Annotated in this window: 16 protein-coding genes; 5 read left to right on the plus strand and 11 right to left on the minus strand. The window is 62.2% G+C overall.

All coding sequences use genetic code 11. The features are described from left to right. Positions 1-199 precede the first annotated feature (199 nt). Positions 200-1,348 carry an efflux RND transporter periplasmic adaptor subunit gene (locus ACNQPL_RS05285; RefSeq protein WP_416466154.1) on the plus strand — a complete coding sequence of 383 codons (1,149 nt, stop codon included), beginning with the start codon at positions 200-202 and terminating at the stop codon, positions 1,346-1,348. 13 nt (positions 1,349-1,361) lie between these two features. Continuing rightward, complete coding sequence (locus ACNQPL_RS05290) at positions 1,362-4,406, plus strand: multidrug efflux RND transporter permease subunit (protein ID WP_416466155.1); 3,045 nt, start codon at positions 1,362-1,364, stop codon at positions 4,404-4,406. 111 nt (positions 4,407-4,517) lie between these two features. Here the strand turns inward: ACNQPL_RS05290 and ACNQPL_RS05295 are convergent, their stop codons facing one another. The 5 genes from ACNQPL_RS05295 to colR form a co-directional block, all read right to left on the minus strand. Then, positions 4,518-4,748, minus strand: a complete 231-nt coding sequence (locus ACNQPL_RS05295; protein WP_346615722.1) for a hypothetical protein — start codon at positions 4,746-4,748, stop codon at positions 4,518-4,520. Further along, positions 4,745-5,446 (minus strand): lipopolysaccharide kinase InaA family protein, encoded by a 702-nt coding sequence (locus ACNQPL_RS05300; RefSeq protein WP_416466156.1) that lies wholly within the window; start codon positions 5,444-5,446, stop codon positions 4,745-4,747. The genes ACNQPL_RS05295 and ACNQPL_RS05300 overlap by 4 nt, the downstream gene beginning before the upstream one ends. A 6-nt stretch (positions 5,447-5,452) precedes the next feature. Beyond that, positions 5,453-6,133, minus strand: coding sequence for a class I SAM-dependent methyltransferase (locus tag ACNQPL_RS05305; RefSeq protein ID WP_346615720.1), 681 nt, complete (start codon positions 6,131-6,133; stop codon positions 5,453-5,455). A 107-nt stretch (positions 6,134-6,240) separates the two neighbouring features. Then, entirely contained in the window at positions 6,241-7,551 is a 1,311-nt protein-coding gene (locus tag ACNQPL_RS05310; protein ID WP_346615719.1) for a sensor histidine kinase, read from the minus strand. Further along, positions 7,541-8,224 carry a two-component system response regulator ColR gene (gene colR, locus ACNQPL_RS05315; RefSeq protein WP_003255215.1) on the minus strand — a complete coding sequence of 228 codons (684 nt, stop codon included), beginning with the start codon at positions 8,222-8,224 and terminating at the stop codon, positions 7,541-7,543. The genes ACNQPL_RS05310 and colR overlap by 11 nt, the downstream gene beginning before the upstream one ends. 182 nt (positions 8,225-8,406) lie before the next feature. Here colR and ACNQPL_RS05320 point away from each other — a divergent pair, with 182 nt between their 5' ends. Further along, complete coding sequence (locus tag ACNQPL_RS05320) at positions 8,407-9,135, plus strand: phosphatase PAP2 family protein (RefSeq protein WP_416466157.1); 729 nt, start codon at positions 8,407-8,409, stop codon at positions 9,133-9,135. Positions 9,136-9,204: 69 nt separating this feature from the next. Here ACNQPL_RS05320 and groL read toward each other — a convergent pair whose 3' ends face one another. From groL to ACNQPL_RS05345, 5 genes are all read right to left on the minus strand, one after another. After that, complete coding sequence (groL, locus tag ACNQPL_RS05325; protein ID WP_346615717.1) at positions 9,205-10,848, minus strand: chaperonin GroEL; 1,644 nt, start codon at positions 10,846-10,848, stop codon at positions 9,205-9,207. 48 nt (positions 10,849-10,896) lie between these two features. Next, entirely contained in the window at positions 10,897-11,190 is a 294-nt protein-coding gene (locus ACNQPL_RS05330; protein WP_016488938.1) for a co-chaperone GroES, read from the minus strand. Between the two features lie 241 nt (positions 11,191-11,431). Beyond that, positions 11,432-11,893 (minus strand): FxsA family protein, encoded by a 462-nt coding sequence (locus ACNQPL_RS05335; protein ID WP_346615716.1) that lies wholly within the window; start codon positions 11,891-11,893, stop codon positions 11,432-11,434. Between the two features lie 66 nt (positions 11,894-11,959). After that, a complete protein-coding gene (locus ACNQPL_RS05340; protein WP_416466158.1) occupies positions 11,960-12,691 on the minus strand; it encodes a HugZ family protein in 732 nt (243 codons plus the stop codon). Positions 12,692-12,783: 92 nt separating this feature from the next. Beyond that, positions 12,784-13,794, minus strand: a complete 1,011-nt coding sequence (locus ACNQPL_RS05345; protein WP_346615714.1) for a DUF481 domain-containing protein — start codon at positions 13,792-13,794, stop codon at positions 12,784-12,786. A 152-nt stretch (positions 13,795-13,946) separates the two neighbouring features. Here ACNQPL_RS05345 and ACNQPL_RS05350 point away from each other — a divergent pair, with 152 nt between their 5' ends. Next, a complete protein-coding gene (locus ACNQPL_RS05350; RefSeq protein ID WP_416466159.1) occupies positions 13,947-14,300 on the plus strand; it encodes an MGMT family protein in 354 nt (117 codons plus the stop codon). A gap of 43 nt (positions 14,301-14,343) precedes the next feature. Next, positions 14,344-15,891, plus strand: coding sequence for an AmpG family muropeptide MFS transporter (locus tag ACNQPL_RS05355; protein WP_346615712.1), 1,548 nt, complete (start codon positions 14,344-14,346; stop codon positions 15,889-15,891). 49 nt (positions 15,892-15,940) lie between these two features. Here ACNQPL_RS05355 and ACNQPL_RS05360 read toward each other — a convergent pair whose 3' ends face one another. Beyond that, a complete protein-coding gene (locus ACNQPL_RS05360; RefSeq protein ID WP_346615711.1) occupies positions 15,941-17,185 on the minus strand; it encodes an MFS transporter in 1,245 nt (414 codons plus the stop codon). Positions 17,186-17,222 lie beyond the last annotated feature (37 nt).

Genomic DNA, 17,222 nt, shown 5'->3' on the forward strand with positions numbered 1-17,222 from the left:
GGCTCCTACAGGTACACCACCGGCCTGAAGGCATGCGCTGTACCTGTGGGAGCCGGCTTGCCGGCGATAGGGCCCGCCCAGTCGATACATCTCCCCAACCCGCCAAAAACAGTCAATACTTCCCCCATCCGCACGTGGGCAGGATCGCCCGTTGTCGTGCCAAGACCAATAACAATCACGCTTCCAAGGAACCGGACCTATGCTGCGCCGGCGCATGCTCATCATGTTGGCCGTGGTTCTGCTGATCGTGTTGGCCCTGGGGGGCTACAAGGCCTTCTCGGTCTATCAGCAGATCCAGCTGTTCACCGCTCCCAAGCCACCCGTCACCGTGGCCGCAGCCTTGGCCGAAGAGCGCCAGTGGCAGCAACGCCTGCCGGCTGTAGGCAGCCTCAAGGCACTGCAGGGCGTCGAACTCAGCCTTGAGGTCGAAGGCACGGTCAAATCGCTGCACTTCGACTCCGGCCAGAAGGTCAAGGCCGGGCAACTGCTGCTGCAGCTAAACGACGACCAGGAAACCGCCCTGCTTGGCACTGCCCAGGCCGACCTGGGGCTGGCCAAGGTCGACTTTGGCCGTGGCAGCCAACTGGTAGGCGACTCGGCCATTTCCCGTGGCGAGTACGACCGCCTTACCGCCCAGTACCGGCGCAATCAGGCGGTGGTCGACCAACTCAAGGCGTCGAAGACCAAGAAGAGCATCAGCGCGCCGTTCAGCGGCACCATCGGCATCCGCCAGGTGGATGTGGGCGACTACCTGGCCCCCGGCACCGTGATTGCCACCCTGCAGGACCTGTCCAGCCTCTACGTCGACTTCAATGTGCCCGAGCAGGCGCTGCCGCAGCTGAGCCTGGGCCAACAGGTGCTGGTACAAGTGGCTGCCTACCCTGGCCAGAGCTTCCCTGCCAGCCTCAGCGCGATCAACCCCAAGGTCGACGAGAGCACACGCAACCTGCTGGTGCGCGCCACCCTGGGCAACCCGGATGGCAAGCTGCTGCCGGGCATGTTCGCCAACCTGTTGGTGCTGCTGCCCAACCCGCAGCCGCAAGTGGTGGTGCCAGAAAGCGCCATCACCTACACGCTGTATGGCAACTCGGTGTATGTGGCCACGCCCAGGAAAGACAAGGACGGCAACCCCGAGCAGGATGACAAGGGCCAACCGCAGCTCAGCGCCGAACAGCGCAGCGTGCAGACCGGCGAACGCCGCGATGGCGTGGTGGTGGTCAGCAAGGGGCTCAAAGCTGGCGAGCAGGTGGTCACCGCCGGGCAGCTCAAGCTGACCCCGGGCGCCGCCATCCGCATCGGCCAGGACACCGCCCTGAAACCCGAACCAGGCGCCCCGCGCGCAGACTGACCCGGAGGCAGGCATGGCGTTCACCGACCCGTTCATCCGCCGCCCGGTACTGGCCAGCGTGGTCAGCCTGCTGATCCTGCTGCTGGGCTTCCAGGCCTGGAGCAAGCTGCAGATCCGCCAGTACCCGCAGATGGAAAACGCCCTGATCACGGTGACCACCGCCTACCCCGGGGCCAACGCCGAGACCATCCAGGGCTATATCACCCAGCCACTGCAGCAAAGCCTGGCGAGCGCCGAAGGCATCGACTACATGACCTCGGTGAGCCGGCAGAACTTCTCGATCATCTCCATCTACGCGCGCATTGGCGCCGACAGCGACCGCCTGTTCACCGAGCTGCTGGCCAAGGCCAATGAAGTGCGCAACCAGCTGCCGCAGGACTCCGAAGACCCGGTGCTGAGCAAGGAAGCGGCGGACGCTTCAGCACTGATGTACGTCAGCTTCTACAGCAAGGACATGAGCAACCCGCAGATCACCGACTACCTGTCCCGGGTGATCCAGCCGAAGCTTGCGACCTTGCCAGGCATGGCCGAGGCAGAGATCCTCGGCAACCAGGTATTTGCCATGCGCATCTGGATCGACCCGGTCAAGCTGGCCGGCTTCGGCCTGGCTGCCACCGATGTGACCAACGCAGTGCGCCGCTACAACTTCCTGGCTGCCGCCGGTGAGGTCAAGGGCGAGTACGTGGTCACCAGCATCAATGCCAACACCGAGCTGAAATCGGCCGAGGCCTTCGCCGCATTGCCGGTCAAGACTGCAGGCGACAGCCGGGTGCTGCTGGGTGATGTGGCGCGGGTCGAAATGGGTGCGGAAAACTACGACACGGTCAGTTCGTTCGACGGCATCCCCTCCGTGTACATCGGCATCAAAGCCACCCCGGCGGCCAACCCGCTGGACGTGATCAAGGAGGTCCGGCGGATCATGCCGGAGCTGGAAAGCCAGCTGCCTGCCGCGCTCAAGGTCTCGATCGCCTATGACGCCACGCTGTTCATCCAGGCCTCCATCGACGAAGTGATCAAGACCCTCGGCGAAGCGGTGCTGATCGTCATCGTGGTGGTGTTCCTGTTCCTCGGCGCGCTGCGCTCGGTGCTGATCCCGGTGGTGACCATCCCGCTGTCGATGATCGGTGTGCTGTTCTTCATGCAGATGATGGGCTACTCGCTGAACCTGCTGACCCTGCTGGCGATGGTGTTGGCCATCGGCCTGGTGGTGGACGACGCCATCGTCGTGGTGGAAAACATCCATCGGCACATGGAAGAAGGCAAGACGCCGTTCGACGCAGCGCTGGAAGGTGCACGGGAAATCGCCATGCCGGTGGTGTCGATGACCATCACCCTGGCTGCCGTCTATGCGCCGATCGGCTTTCTGACCGGGCTTACGGGTGCCCTGTTCAAGGAGTTTGCCTTGACCCTGGCGGGTGCGGTGATCATCTCAGGCATCGTTGCCCTGACCTTGTCGCCCATGATGTGCGCACTGTTACTGCGCCAGGAGCAGAATGCCCACGGCCTGGCCCATCGCCTTGACGTGATCTTCGAGCGCCTGAAAAACCGCTACCAGCGCCTGCTGCGCACCACCCTGGACAGCCGCCCGGTGGTGCTGGTGTTCGCAGTGATCATCCTGTGCCTGATCCCGGTGCTGCTCAAGTTCACCCAGAACGAGCTGGCGCCCAACGAGGACCAGGGGGTGATCTTCATGATCAGCAGCTCGCCGCAGCCAGCCAACCTCGATTACCTGAACGCCTACACCGACCAGTTCACGCCGCTGTTCAAGGCCTTCCCCGAGTACTACTCATCGTTCCAGATCAATGGCTTCAATGGGGTGCAGAGTGGCATAGGCGGCTTCCTGCTCAAACCGTGGAACGAGCGCGAGCGTACGCAAATGGAATTGCTGCCCCAGGTACAGGCCAAGCTCGAAGAAAGCGGCGGCCTGCAGATTTTCGGCTTCAACCTGCCGTCATTACCGGGCACCGGCGAAGGCTTGCCGTTCCAGTTCGTGATCAATACTGCGGGCGATTACCCGGCGCTGCTGGAGGTCGCCCAGCGGGTCAAGGAGCGCGCCCAGGCATCAGGCAAATTCGCCTTCCTCGACATCGACCTGGCGTTCGACAAGCCCGAGGTGGTGGTCGACATCGACCGGGCCAAAGCGGCGCAGATGGGCGTGTCCATGGACACCCTTGGCGGCACCTTGGCTACTTTGCTGGGCGAAGCGGAGATCAACCGGTTTACCCTGGAAGGCCGCAGCTACAAGGTGATCGCCCAGGTCGAGCGGCCCTACCGGGACAACGCCGGCTGGCTGAACAATTACTACGTGAAAAACGACCAGGGTCAGTTACTGCCGTTGTCGACCCTGATAACCCTCAGCGACCGCGCCCGCCCGCGCCAGCTCAACCAGTTTCAGCAGCTCAACTCGGCGATTATCCAGGGCGTCCCCCTGGTCAGCATCGGCGAGGCCTTGCAGACGGTTCGGGACATCGCCGCCGAGGAGGCGCCGGACGGGTTTTCGTTCGACTATGCCGGTGCCGCGCGGCAGTACATTCAGGAGGGCAGCGCGCTGTGGGTGACCTTTGGCCTGGCCCTGGCGATCATCTTCCTGGTGCTGGCGGCGCAGTTCGAAAGTTTCCGCGACCCACTGGTGATTCTGGTGACGGTGCCACTGTCGATCTGCGGGGCGCTGCTGCCGCTGTTCCTGGGCATCTCCAGCATGAATATCTACACCCAGGTCGGGCTGGTGACACTGATCGGCCTGATCAGCAAGCACGGCATCCTGATCGTCGAGTTTGCCAATCAATTGCGTGAGGAAAAGGGCTTGAGCGTGCGCGAGGCCATCGAAGAAGCGGCGGCCATTCGCCTGCGGCCGGTACTCATGACTACTGCGGCGATGGTGTTTGGCATGGTGCCGCTGATCTTGGCGACCGGGGCCGGGGCCGTGAGCCGGTTCGACATCGGCACGGTGATTGCGACCGGGATGTCGATCGGGACATTGTTCACCCTGTTTGTGTTGCCTTGCATTTATACCCTGCTGGCGCACAAGACGGTGGCCAAGGAGACTGTTGTCGCCTGAGACGGCCTCTTCGCGGGTGTACGCTCCCACAGTCAACCCGTTGAACCTGAATGTTCCAACACCCGAAAAGCAAAGGCCCCGCAACTGCGGGGCCTTGTTTGCTCGAACGGGTCAGCCGAACGGCCGAAGCCCCTGTCGCAAGCCGAACAGGAACAGCAACAGGTCATGATCAGGCTGAGCCTGAACCTGATGTTGCTTGACTTCCTTCGGCAACGCGCACTGCTCTGCCTGCTCAGCCTTGCTGAACACCACCGGCCGCGGCTCTTCCCAGGCAGCTACCGCCACCGTGGTCACCGCCAGCCCAGCTACCAGAAACAAAGCTCGAGCTATTTCTAGTTTCATTGCCCTAACCCTTTGACAGCGCTGCCAAACGCCATCTGGTAAAAGTAGAGCAGCTGCTGCCATTCTGCGTCGTTGAGCGACGAATGGCGGCGCAACTGGCGCAAGTCATTGCCGGCCGCGCGCTGGCAGCTGATGCGGCGGCGGCACTTCTCGAGATCGAGCAGCGCGACTTCGACCCGGGCCTGCTCACCCTCGCCGATCACCTTGATGAATACGTGCTTGCCGTACAGGCAGCCATGCTGCCAGTGGCCCAGGTGCATGCGCGCCAGGTTGTCGGCCAGGTCCTTGAGCATGCGCTCGTGCACCACCTGCGGGTAGCGCTCGCGGGCACCTTCGGCGTGCCAGGTATCAAGCTCGACGAAGCCATCCAGCGCCTCGCTGACCAGCAGCGCACGCCATTTGTGCTCGGCATCGCGCTCTGCACCACAAAAGACGATACGCGGTACACGTACGCCCAATTGTTCAAAGCTGTTCAGCGCGTCGAGCTCACGCAGTACCGTCGGCCTGCCGAACGGGTGCAGCAGGCTGCGGTAGATATGGCCGACCTGGCGCTTGGCATAAAGCAGCTTGCCGTTGCCGTCGTTCAGCCGTTGCACACCACTCTCACCACCACGCCGCTGGTTAGGTTCTTCAACCCATTCGCCCTGTTGCCGCCAGTAAAAATCGAAGCGTGACTCCCCGCTCTGGGCTACAGCCATCAAACACTACCCCTTACGCAATACATAGACCCGCCACATGGCATAGAACGGCAGGAAATCGAGGCGCTCCTGGATTCTGAAGCCGGCGGCCTTGAATTCTTCTTCAACTGTCTCTGCTGGTAACACAAAACGGTTCTGGTAGCTGCCCTGCTCGGCCTTGGCACTGCGCCGCTGCTCGAGTTTCTGCCGCCGCCATGCCTTGAAATTACCATCCACCCACAATGACAGGATTACGCTGTCACGGCTAACCCTTTGAAATTCGGAAAGAATTGTTTTCCGATGAGCGGGCTCGCCAATATGGTGGAACAGCCGCATGCAAAAAATGCTGTCCACCGCGTTATCCGGTAGATCGATCGCGAAAGCAGATGTTTGCAAGGGCCGTACCCGCGCCACCACTTCCGGCGGTTGTGCCGCACAGGCTGTCTCGATCATCGCCTCGGAATTGTCGGCACCAATGATCACGCGGTTGGGTTTTTCTGCCAGTAGCGGCCAGAACCGCCCGGCACCGCAGGGCAGATCGAGCACCAAGCCCGGTTCTCCGGCCAGCGCCAGAGCACGACGCGCCAATTGCTCGTCACGCTTGTGGGACAGGCGACGCGCCAGCCCATCCTGGTGCTTGAGGAAGTACTCGCGAGCATGTTGCTGGTCGTACTTCTCGGAAAATTCGAGTTTGATCGGGCTACGCATTGGGCATCTCCTGGCTCCATTGCGCTCACCTTAGGTAACACCGCGTTGGAAACAGGTTATGCCAATGTGAAAAAAGTGTTATCACCAAAGCAAGATGTTTCAGCGCATTACTCGCAGAGCTGGGACGGGTCAGTCTTCTCCGCGCCTTGGCTCAAATCCACCTGGAATCGGCAACCATGGGGTGCGGTGGATGTGAGTGTCACCCGCCAGCCTTGATCGTCACAGATCCGCTGCACCAGCGACAAGCCCAGGCCCAGGCCTTCACCCCGCCGCTCGTCGCCGCGCACGAAGGGCTTGAACATCGCTTCGCGCTGCTCTTCCGGGATGCCCACACCACTGTCTTCCACGCTGAAACCATTGGCCTCCAGGCTCAGCCGGATGTAACCACTGTCGGTGTAGTGCGCAGCGTTACGCAGCAGGTTGCCCATCACCGATTGCAGGAAAGTCGCGTTGTACAACAACGGGCCGGCACTGACGCGGCCATCGAAGTACAGCGCCAGCCCCTTCTGCTCGATGGTATCGCGCCACACGCCGATCAGGTCATCGGCGACTTCGCGCAGTGTCGCCTGGGATGCCACGGCGCCTTGGTCACGCTGGGCACGGGCAAGCATCAGGAAGGTCTTGACCAGCTCGCGCATTTCTTCGGTGGCGCGGGCAATCCGCTCCACCTGGCTGCGTGAGCGGGTATCCAGGTTGGGGTTCTCGATCAGCAGCTCGCAGGAGGTGGCCAGCACCATCAGCGGCGTGCGCAACTCGTGGCTGACATCGCTGGTAAACAGGCGCTCACGTGTCAGTGCATCGCGCAGGCGGCCGAGCGTATCGTCGAACGCCACGGCCAGCTGGCCGACTTCATCGGCGGCATAATCCGGTGCCAGGGGCGGTGCCAGGCCAAGCAACTGGTCTCGGTGGCGTACTTGCCGCGCCAGGCGGATCACCGGCGCCATCACCCGCCGCGCCAGCAGCCAGCCGAGGAACACCGCCAGCACCAGGCTGAGCACAAAGCCCACCACGACAACGGCGAACAGCACCCGCTCGCGCTCTTCGAAATCGCTCTGGTCCTGCAGCAGCACATAGCGGCGACCGTCCACGATCTCCACCATCGCGTGGTAGGACAACTGGTCGCGGAATACCTCGTGGAAGCCTTTATCAAGGTGGCGCAGGTCTTTGGGCAGCTCGAAGTCATCACGCCCGCCACTGAAGTAGAACAACTGGTCAGGGCGCGGGCGGTGGCTCCAGTCACTGACGCTGTCCATGCGCAACAGGCGTTGCAGGTCGCCGCCCAGCACCGATGAGATCAAACGCTCCTCGACCAGGTGCACGGTGGCGACGATACCGAAGGCGAACGCCCCGGCAACCAGTGCGCTCATCAGCGCGAACGCAATGATGATGCGCTGCGCCAGGCTTTGCTTAAACTCCATCACGGCCCTCGGCGAGGCGATAGCCGACGCCATGGACGGTATGCAGCAAGGGTTTTTCGAACGGTTTGTCGATCACCTGGCGCAGCTGGTGCACATGGCTGCGCAGGCTGTCGCTGTCGGGGCAGTCGTCGCCCCACAGCGCCTCTTCAAGCACCTCGCGGCGCAACACGTGCGGGCTCTTCTGCATCAGCACGGCGAGCAGCTTGAGCCCGACCGGGTTGAGCTTGAGCAGGCGGCCCTGGCGGGTGACTTCGAGGGTGTCGAGGTCGTAGCTCAGGTCGGCGACCTGCAACGTACGCCGCCCACCCCCTTGGGCGCGGCGCAACACGGCCTCGATGCGAGCCGCGAGTTCCGACAGGGCGAACGGTTTGAGCAGGTAGTCGTCGGCGCCGGAGCGGAAGCCTTGCAGGCGGTCGTCCAGCTGGTCGCGGGCGGTCAGCATGATCACCGGCGTATCGCGGCGGGCATCCTCGCGCAGGCGCTTGCACAGGGTGTAGCCATCGATGCCCGGCAGCATGATGTCGAGCACGATCAGGTCGTAGTGCTCGGTGGCGGCCAGGTGCAAGCCGGACAGACCGTCCTGGGCACAGTCGACGGTGTAGCCCTTCATGCCCAGGTAATCGGCAAGGTTGGCAAGGATATCGCGGTTGTCTTCAACCAAAAGAATGCGCATCGGGTTCTCCTGAGCGGCGCTTCGCTGTGGTGCGCGGCAGGCGCAGCTTAAGGCCATCGCCCGGACTGTGCCAGCCCCACGGCAAATTCAGCGAAGTTGACGGATTTTTCACTGATCCTTCACGCACACAGCATAGCGGCCGCAGGACAATCCCCGGTCTTTTCCGCCCCCTTGGAGCCGTCATGCAACAACGCATTCGCCCCCGCCCGATCAATTACTGGTTGTATCTGGGAATTCCGCTGGCAACTGCAGTGGCCTTGATCCTCCTCGAACTGACCTCGGTCGACATGGACGTGGCCAACCTGTTTTTCGATCAGACCGCCGGCGCGTTCATCGGCCGCCACAGCTATCTGCTCGAGAACATTCTGCATGATCGGGTCAAGCAGGGTGTGATCCTGATGGGGCTGGTGGCGCTGGTGGCATTTGCCGCGAGTTGCTTCTGGCAGCGCCTGTTCGGCTGGCGCCGCGAACTGGGTTGCCTGGTGCTGGCGCTGGGGCTTTCCACGGCCTTCGTCACACCGTTGAAGAAGGTCACACAAGTGCAGTGCCCGTGGAGCCTGAGCCAGTTTGGCGGCAAGGAAACCTACAGCAAGCTGCTGGAGCCGCGCCCCGCAACCGACAAGCCAGGGCTGTGCTGGCCCGGTGGGCATGCGGCCACCGGTTTCTGCCTGTTCGGGTTGTTCTTCATGCTGCGTGATCGGCGCCCGCGCCTGGCGCGGGTGGCATTTGCGGTGGCCTTGGTGGCCGGGTCGGTGTTGTCGGTGGGGAGGATGATGCAGGGGGCGCACTTTCTGTCGCATAACATTTGGACAGCGGTGTTTTGCTGGCTGATCGGGTTGGGGTCGTACTACCTGATCCTGTATCGACGCCGGGTGACGGAGGTAACCGCTGCCGAGCGCGGTATTGCCTGATAAAGCACTGACAAACGAAAAAGCCCCGCACTAGGCGGGGCTTTTCCTGAAGCTATGGGTAAGGCTGGCTTACATCATGCCGCCCATGCCACCCATGCCGCCCATGTCTGGCATACCGCCGCCAGCTGGAGCTTCGCTCGGTGCATCGGCAATCATGGCTTCGGTGGTGATCATCAGACCGCCGATCGAAGCAGCAGCTTGCAGTGCCGACCGGGTGACCTTGGCTGGGTCGAGGATACCCATCTCGATCATGTCGCCGTATTCGCCGGTAGCAGCGTTGTAGCCGTAGTTGCCCGAACCCTGCTTGACCTTGTCGGCCACAACGCTTGGCTCGTCGCCGGCGTTGGCAGTGATCTGACGCAGCGGCGCTTCGACAGCGCGACGCAGCAGAGCGATACCGACGTTCTGGTCTTCGTTGTCGCCTTTGAGGTCAACGATTGCGTTCAGAGCGCGCACCAGGGCAACACCACCGCCAGGCACCACGCCTTCTTCAACGGCTGCACGGGTAGCGTGCAGGGCGTCTTCAACGCGGGCTTTCTTCTCTTTCATTTCAACTTCGGTGCCTGCACCGACCTTGATCACGGCAACACCGCCAGCCAGCTTGGCCAGACGCTCTTGCAGCTTCTCACGGTCGTAGTCCGAAGTGGTGTCTTCGATCTGGGCGCGGATCTGCTTGACGCGTGCCTGGATGTCATCTTCAACGCCAGCGCCGTCGATGATGGTGGTGTTTTCCTTGGACAGGATGACGCGCTTGGCGTTACCCAGGTGCTCCAGGGTAGCGGTTTCCAGGGACAGGCCGATTTCTTCGGAGATGACCTGGCCGCCGGTCAGGACAGCGATGTCCTGCAGCATGGCTTTGCGGCGGTCGCCGAAGCCTGGTGCCTTGACCGCAGCAACCTTGACGATACCGCGCATGTTGTTGACTACCAGGGTAGCCAGCGCTTCGCCTTCGACGTCTTCAGCAACGATCAGCAGTGGGCGGCCGGCCTTGGCAACGGCTTCCAGCACTGGCAGCAGCTCGCGGATGTTGGAGATTTTCTTGTCGACCAGCAGCAGCAGCGGGCCTTCCAGCTCGGCAACCATGGTGTCTGGCTTGTTGACGAAGTACGGCGACAGGTAGCCGCGGTCGAACTGCATGCCTTCTACGACGGACAGTTCGTTGTCCAGGCCCGAGCCTTCTTCAACGGTGATCACGCCTTCTTTGCCGACTTTTTCCATGGCTTCGGCAATGATGCTGCCGATGGAGTCGTCAGAGTTGGCGGAGATGGTGCCTACCTGGGCGATGGCCTTGGAGTCGGCGCATGGCTTGGACAGGTTTTTCAGTTCGGCGACGACAGCAGCGGTGGCCTTGTCGATGCCGCGCTTCAGGTCCATCGGGTTCATGCCGGCAGCGACGGCTTTCAGGCCTTCGTTGACGATGGCCTGAGCCAGAACGGTCGCGGTGGTGGTGCCGTCACCGGCAGCGTCGTTGGCCTTGGAAGCAACTTCCTTGACCAGCTGGGCGCCCATGTTTTCGAAGGCGTCTTTCAGCTCGATTTCCTTGGCAACCGAAACACCGTCTTTGGTGATGGTTGGCGCGCCGAAGCTCTTGGCCAGAACAACGTTACGGCCTTTCGGGCCCAGGGTAGCTTTTACCGCGTCAGCCAGAACGTTGACACCAACGAGCATTTTCTTGCGGGCGGAATCGCCGAATTTTACGTCTTTAGCAGCCATGATCGTTTAATCCTTGGAATTCTTTGGAGTAACGGGAAGTCGGGTAAATCAGCCTTCGACGACAGCGAGAATCTCGTTCTCGGCCATCACCAGCAGGTCTTCTCCATCAACTTTCACGGTGTTGCTGCCCGAGTACGGGCCGAAAACCACTTTGTCACCCACTTTCACGGCCAGCGCGCGAACTTCGCCGTTGTCCAGGATGCGACCGGTGCCGACGGCGACAACTTCGCCACGGTTTGGTTTTTCAGCGGCCGAACCCGGCAGGACGATACCGCCAGCGGTTTTCGATTCTTCTTCGCTGCGACGGATGACTACGCGGTCATGCAGAGGACGAAGCTTCATTGTCGATCTCTCCCAAATTGTGGTTTTCATCGGCCGGTGTCGACACCGGCGGGTTGATGCGGTCCGGCGTTGCCGGGGGTGGCCCGCGACGGGCGAGCCACCTGTGTTTTGTCTGGCGTTGCCGCCAGAAACCTTGCGGTGACCACATACATGAGGCCGACATAATCAATTACAAGGCTTGCTGCAGAAAATTTTTCAGTGGCATGAAAAGGTTGGGGCCGCAAAGCGGCCCCTGGGGTGGTTACTTGTCGCGGCGCTCGTATTCGCCTTCGATGACATTCGGCCGGTGGCCGCTGTCGCGCGGCTGTGCCTGGAAGGGGTCGTCCTGAAACGCCCGCTGGCGCATGGCCTGGGCCTCGGCACGCTGACGCATCTTGCGCGCGGCAAGGTGGCGGGTGAACGGCAGCAGGCACAGCAGGCCCAGCACGTCGCTGATGAAGCCCGGCAACAACAACAGGCCGCCGCCGACTGCCAGCATCATGCCCTGAAACATGTCCTCGGCGGGCAGTTCGCCACGCTGCAGGCTCTCACGGGCACGCAGGGCGGTGGCCAGGCCGGCCACACGCATCACCAGCACACCCAGTGCGGACCCGGCGATGATCAACAGCAGCGCCGGAAAGAAACCGATGGCTGCGCTGACCTTGACGAAAACGAACAGCTCCAGCACAGGAAACAGCAAAAACAGCAGTAGAAAAGCACGCATCAAGGATTCCTCGACGGAAGACAATCTTCCCTTACGACCATCACATGGATGCGTATGCTCGGTTTTTCAAGCTTCGACTTCCGTCGCAGCCGGCCATTGGTCGGCGCGCGCCAGCAATACCAGGGCCTCGCGAACTTGTGTCGGCGTGTTGCAAATAGACGGGAACGGTAACCAGTGAACGCTTTGGCCAATACGCAGGTGCATGCCTTCGCTGTCGATGCCGACCATCTGCGCAGGTGCGCTGCGCGGCAGGTCGCTCAACTCGACGTAATGGGCGATGGCGTTGGCGTGGTCGCTGTTCATGTGTTCGATCATGCTGGCCTCGGCCTTGCCCGCGAACGGGTTGGCCCGGGTTACCTGGTCGAGCCAGTGAATTGCACCGAAGCCGCCGATGTAACGGTGGCGTACCGGTTGCAGTACCCAGAAGTCGAAATCGTGCGCCTTGTGGTAATTGGCAGCATCGGCGAAGTAGCGGTAGTAGCGCTCGGCAGCCGCCTCGATGGCGGCTTCGTCGACCAGCTTGTGAGCCTCGGCCATCACCGTCAGGCGGCCAACGGCTTGCACATCCTCGGCTTCACGTTCGCCGACCAGCAGCGAGCACTTCGGGTCTTTCTGCAGGTTGTGGGTGTGCTGGGCGATGCGGCTGATGAGGATCAGCGGGTTGCCATCGGCATCCAGGCAATACGGCACCACCGACCCGAAGGGAAAGCCGGGCATGGACTTGGAATGGGTCGAGAGCACGCCGCGGTACTCTTTGAGCAGCAGTTCCCGGGCGGGGCGGATGGCATTGGTACTCACTGAAGGGGCTCCTGCAGGCGGACTGGATGGGTGACAAGATAATCATTATCACCCGCCAGTGCCACCAGGGCTGCTTGACGCCCCCCGGGTATTTACCAGGTCACACCGAAGCCTGCGGTGTAACGGGTCTTGTCCAGGTCACTTTCACGTGTGCCGGTGATGATGTCCTTTTCTGCCTTGAGGTTGAGCGAGGCCCATTCGGTGACCTTGTAGCGCAGGCCTACCTCGGCATCCAGCGAATAGTCGGCCACGCCACCCAGCGGTTTGGCGAACTCGCCATTGGTGAACAGCTGGACGTTCTTGCCGATCAGGTAACGGGTGTAATCCCACTTCACCGCCGCCGAATAGAAGTTGTCCTTGCCGCCATCCTGGTATTCGAAATCGGTGCGGTTGATCAGCGAACCCAGCGAGAATGCGCCCAGTTCGTCGTCCCAGAACTGGTAGCCCGGGCCAGTACCGACCGTACGCTGGCGCGCCAGGTCTTCGACGTGGTCGCGCTTGTATTCAAGCCGCCCCTGCCAGAACCACTTCTCGGTAATGAAGCGGTCGAGTGCGTACTCGGCACTCCAGTTGTTGGCGGTGGTGACGTCGTCCTTGGTTTCGCGGTTGTACTCGCCTTCGGCATTGTGCCGCCAACGGCCATGACGGGCGGTGGTCTTGAAGCCGATGTCGTAGTCGTCGGTATCGTTCTCGGCACGCTTGTAGTCCAGGGCAGCATCGACATTGCCCTTCCAGACCAGGTCTTCCACCACCGGCTTGGGCTTCATGATCTGCTGGATACTGGCAAGCTCGACGGTCTTCGGCGCTTCGCCGTTGGCCAGGGTCACCTTGCCCGCCTCGGCCGCCTTGAGCGACTTGGTCTTTTCGCCGTTGTAGGCATCCTGCTTGACCAGCAGTTCCTGGTCGCTCTCGAGGGTTTGAACCTGTTTCCAGTCCAGGGAGATCGAGCCGCCATAAGGCGTTTCCAGCAGCAGCTTGCCGCCGTCGAAGACGCGGATCTTGCCGCTCAAGCGGTCACCGTTTTTCATCCACACGGTGTCGGCGAACGCAGGAGCAGCGCACAGGGAAGCGGTCAACAGGCACAACAACGATCTAGAATGCATAAGCGGACTATGGGTTCGATTGGGCGAAAAAGCCGGGGATTATCCAGATACCGACGACCAGAGCAAGGACAGACCGACCATCATGCCGTTGAGTTCAACTCTCATTTGCCGTGACCATTGGTCCGGTTTCACTTCAGGCCAGGGCTGCCGCGATGTCTGAGGAATTTCCGCACACGCTGGATGCCCCGCAAGCCCGACGAACGGCGCTGTATTCGGTGCTGGGCCAAGTGCCTGAAGGCAAGGTGGTCAGCTATGGTCAACTTGCCGAGCTGGCCGGCCTTGGCCGTGCAGCGCGCTGGGTCGGGCGAACCCTTGGCCAGCTTCCGGCCGATACCCGCTTGCCATGGCATCGCGTGTTGGGCGCAGGTGGGCGTCTGAGCCTGGCGCTGGGTACGCCATCGGGCGATGAACAACGGGCACGGTTACGTGCGGAGGGCGTTAATGTAACCAATAATCGTGTGGATATGACGCGCCATGGCTGGCGCCCGATGGAGCACAGCGGTTAGAGTGCGCGTTTTGTTTTCGCAAACTTGAGGCAGATGTTGGCCCATGCCCCGTAAAACCTGGCGCGCTGCGCTTGCTGCCTATGCCAGCCCGTCAACCCTGGTGCTTTTGCTGCTCGGCTTTGCCGCCGGTCTGCCCTACATGCTGGTGTTCTCGACCCTTTCGGTGTGGCTGCGCGAAGCTGGCGTGGCGCGCGAAACCATTGGCTACGCGAGCCTGATCGGCCTGGCGTATGCCTTCAAGTGGGTATGGTCACCGCTGCTCGACCAATGGCGCCTGCCGCTGCTGGGCGGGCTTGGGCGCAGGCGTTCGTGGCTGTTGTTGTCACAAGCGCTGGTGGTGATCGGCCTGGTCGGCATGAGCCTGTGCGACCCGCAGCAACACCTGTCGTGGCTGATTGCCCTGGCGGTGCTGGTGGCGTTCGCCTCGGCCACCCAGGACATCGCCGTCGATGCCTATCGCCTGGAAATCGCCGACGACCAGCGCCAGGCAGCCCTTGCCGCCAGCTACATGGCCGGTTACCGGATCGCCGCCCTGCTGGCCACCGCCGGTGCGCTGTTCTTTGCCGAATGGTTCGGCTCTACCGGCTTCAGCTACCTGCACAAGGCCTGGGCCGGCACCTACGTGCTGTTCGGCGTGATGATGCTGCCTGCGCTGTTCACCACCCTGGTGATGCGCGAGCCCCCCGTGCCCCTGCGCACCCAGTTGTCGGCGGCGCGCTACGGCCTGATTCACCAGTTGGCTTCGGTGTTCGTGCTGATCATTCTGCTGGTGTCGGTACCGGCAAGCTTCACCCAGCTGTTCAACACCGATTGGGCCAGTGTCATCTTCGGCGATGCAACGCCCCTCGACCTGCTGCTGGAAGACCGTGCCTTCCTTCGGCTGATTCTATACGCACTGCTGACCTGGGCATGCCTGTCGAGCATGGGCCGCCGCGGCCTGGCACCGGTGCTGACGCCAGTAAACGACTTCATCACCCGCTACCGCTGGCAGGCGCTGCTGTTGCTCGGGCTGATCGCCACCTATCGCATGTCGGACACCGTGATGGGCGTGATGGCCAACGTGTTCTATATCGACATGGGCTTCACCAAGGACCAGATCGCAAGCGTCAGCAAGGTCTTCGGCCTGATCATGACCCTGGTCGGCGCGGGCGCGGGTGGCTTGCTGATCGTGCGGTTCGGCATCTTGCCGATCCTGTTCATCGGCGGCGCAGCTTCGGCTGCCACCAACATCCTGTTCCTGATGCTGGCCGATATGGGGCCGAACCTGGAGATGCTGGTGGTGACCATTTCGCTGGACAACTTCAGTTCAGGCTTGGCCACCTCAGCGTTCGTCGCCTATCTGTCGAGCCTGACCAACCTCAAGTTCTCGGCCACGCAATATGCCCTGCTCAGCTCGATCATGCTGTTGCTGCCGCGCCTGATCGGCGGCTATTCGGGGGTGATGGTGGAGAAGTTCGGGTATCACGACTTCTTCCTGATTACCGCGCTGCTGGGCGTGCCGACGCTGATCCTGATCGCCTTGCAATGGCGGCAGGAAGTGGGCCGAGGCAAGCAGGCACCGGTTGAGAACTCAGCGGCCGAGCGGCCCTGAGAGATTTCCGCTGTCTGCTCTGGCCTCTTCGCGGGGCAAGCACTGAAGATTACTGCGCGACAGCCCCTTCGTCAGGCCGGCCACCCACTACAAACCACAACGGCCAGAGCGCCAACGCCCCCGCCACCCCTGCGGCCAGCGCGAAGTGCAGCAGGCTCGCCCCTGCCCCGATCATCGCCATCACCGCGCCGCCCAGCCCCAGCAAGGCAATGGTGATCATCCCCAGCATCGCCGAGACCAAGCCCTTGCTCTGATCGCTGGAGAACAGCGTCATGCGGTACAGCACTGCGTTGGCGACACCCAGGCCAAGCGCATACAGTGACATCCCCGCCACCACGCTGGTCACCGTGGGCCAGTACCAGGTCGCCAGCACCATCAGGCACAGGCCGGCCAGGTAAGGCCACAGGGCACCGCGCACCAGGGCTGGCAATGGGTAGCGGTCGGCGATGCGGTTGATGATCAGGTTGCCAAGGATCAGCCCGCCAAACACGGGCAACTGCCACAACGCGTATTCCAGGGTGCTCAACCCCTCGTCGTGGATGAGCAGCACAGGCGACAGGCCGATCCAGCCGATCAGCGGCAGGCCCACCAGGCCCAATGCAGCGCTGCCGGCGACAAAGCGGCGGTTCGCCAGCAACTGGCCATAACCAGCAAGCAACGGCAGCAGGTGAATCGGCGTGAACGGCAAGCGCGAGCCGTCGCGACGCTCCACCCCCAGGGTCTCGGGCATCAGGCGGTACAATAGGCCCCACACCAGCACGGCACCCACGGCAAACGCCACGAACAGCCAGCGCCAGTCCAGCCATTGCAACATCAATGTGCCCACCAATGGACCCAACAGCGGCGACAGCAAGGCGATGTTTGCCAACAGGGCCATCATGCGTACCGCATCGGCTTCGCTGAATGCTTCGTTCAGGGCCGGGTAGCTGACCGTCACCACGAAGCCCAGGCCGATGCCCTGCAGCAGGCGCAGCAGGTTGAACAGGCCGATGTCCTGCACCCAATAAGTGGCCAGGCAGGCCGCACCGAAGAAAGCGCAGCCGACCAGCAGCAACGGGCGGCGGCCATAGCGGTCGGCCAGCGGGCCGATCAGCCACTGCAGTACCACGCCCCCCAGCAGGTACAGGTTGAGGGCGTGGGGGATGTACTCCGGGCTGGCGTTCAGGTGGTCGACCACCACCGGCATGGCTGGCATGACCGCGTCGCTGGCCAGGTAGGTCAGCAGCTCGAACAGGGCCAGGGTCAGGCCGAACAGCAGGGCTCTGAGGGGGGTGATGTACAGCAGTGGTTTCATGATGGCGTTCAGCTAGAGGCAGGTGCGGTCAGGGTAT

This window comes from Pseudomonas sp. LFS044, assembly GCF_047978245.1.
Lineage (GTDB): Bacteria > Pseudomonadota > Gammaproteobacteria > Pseudomonadales > Pseudomonadaceae > Aquipseudomonas.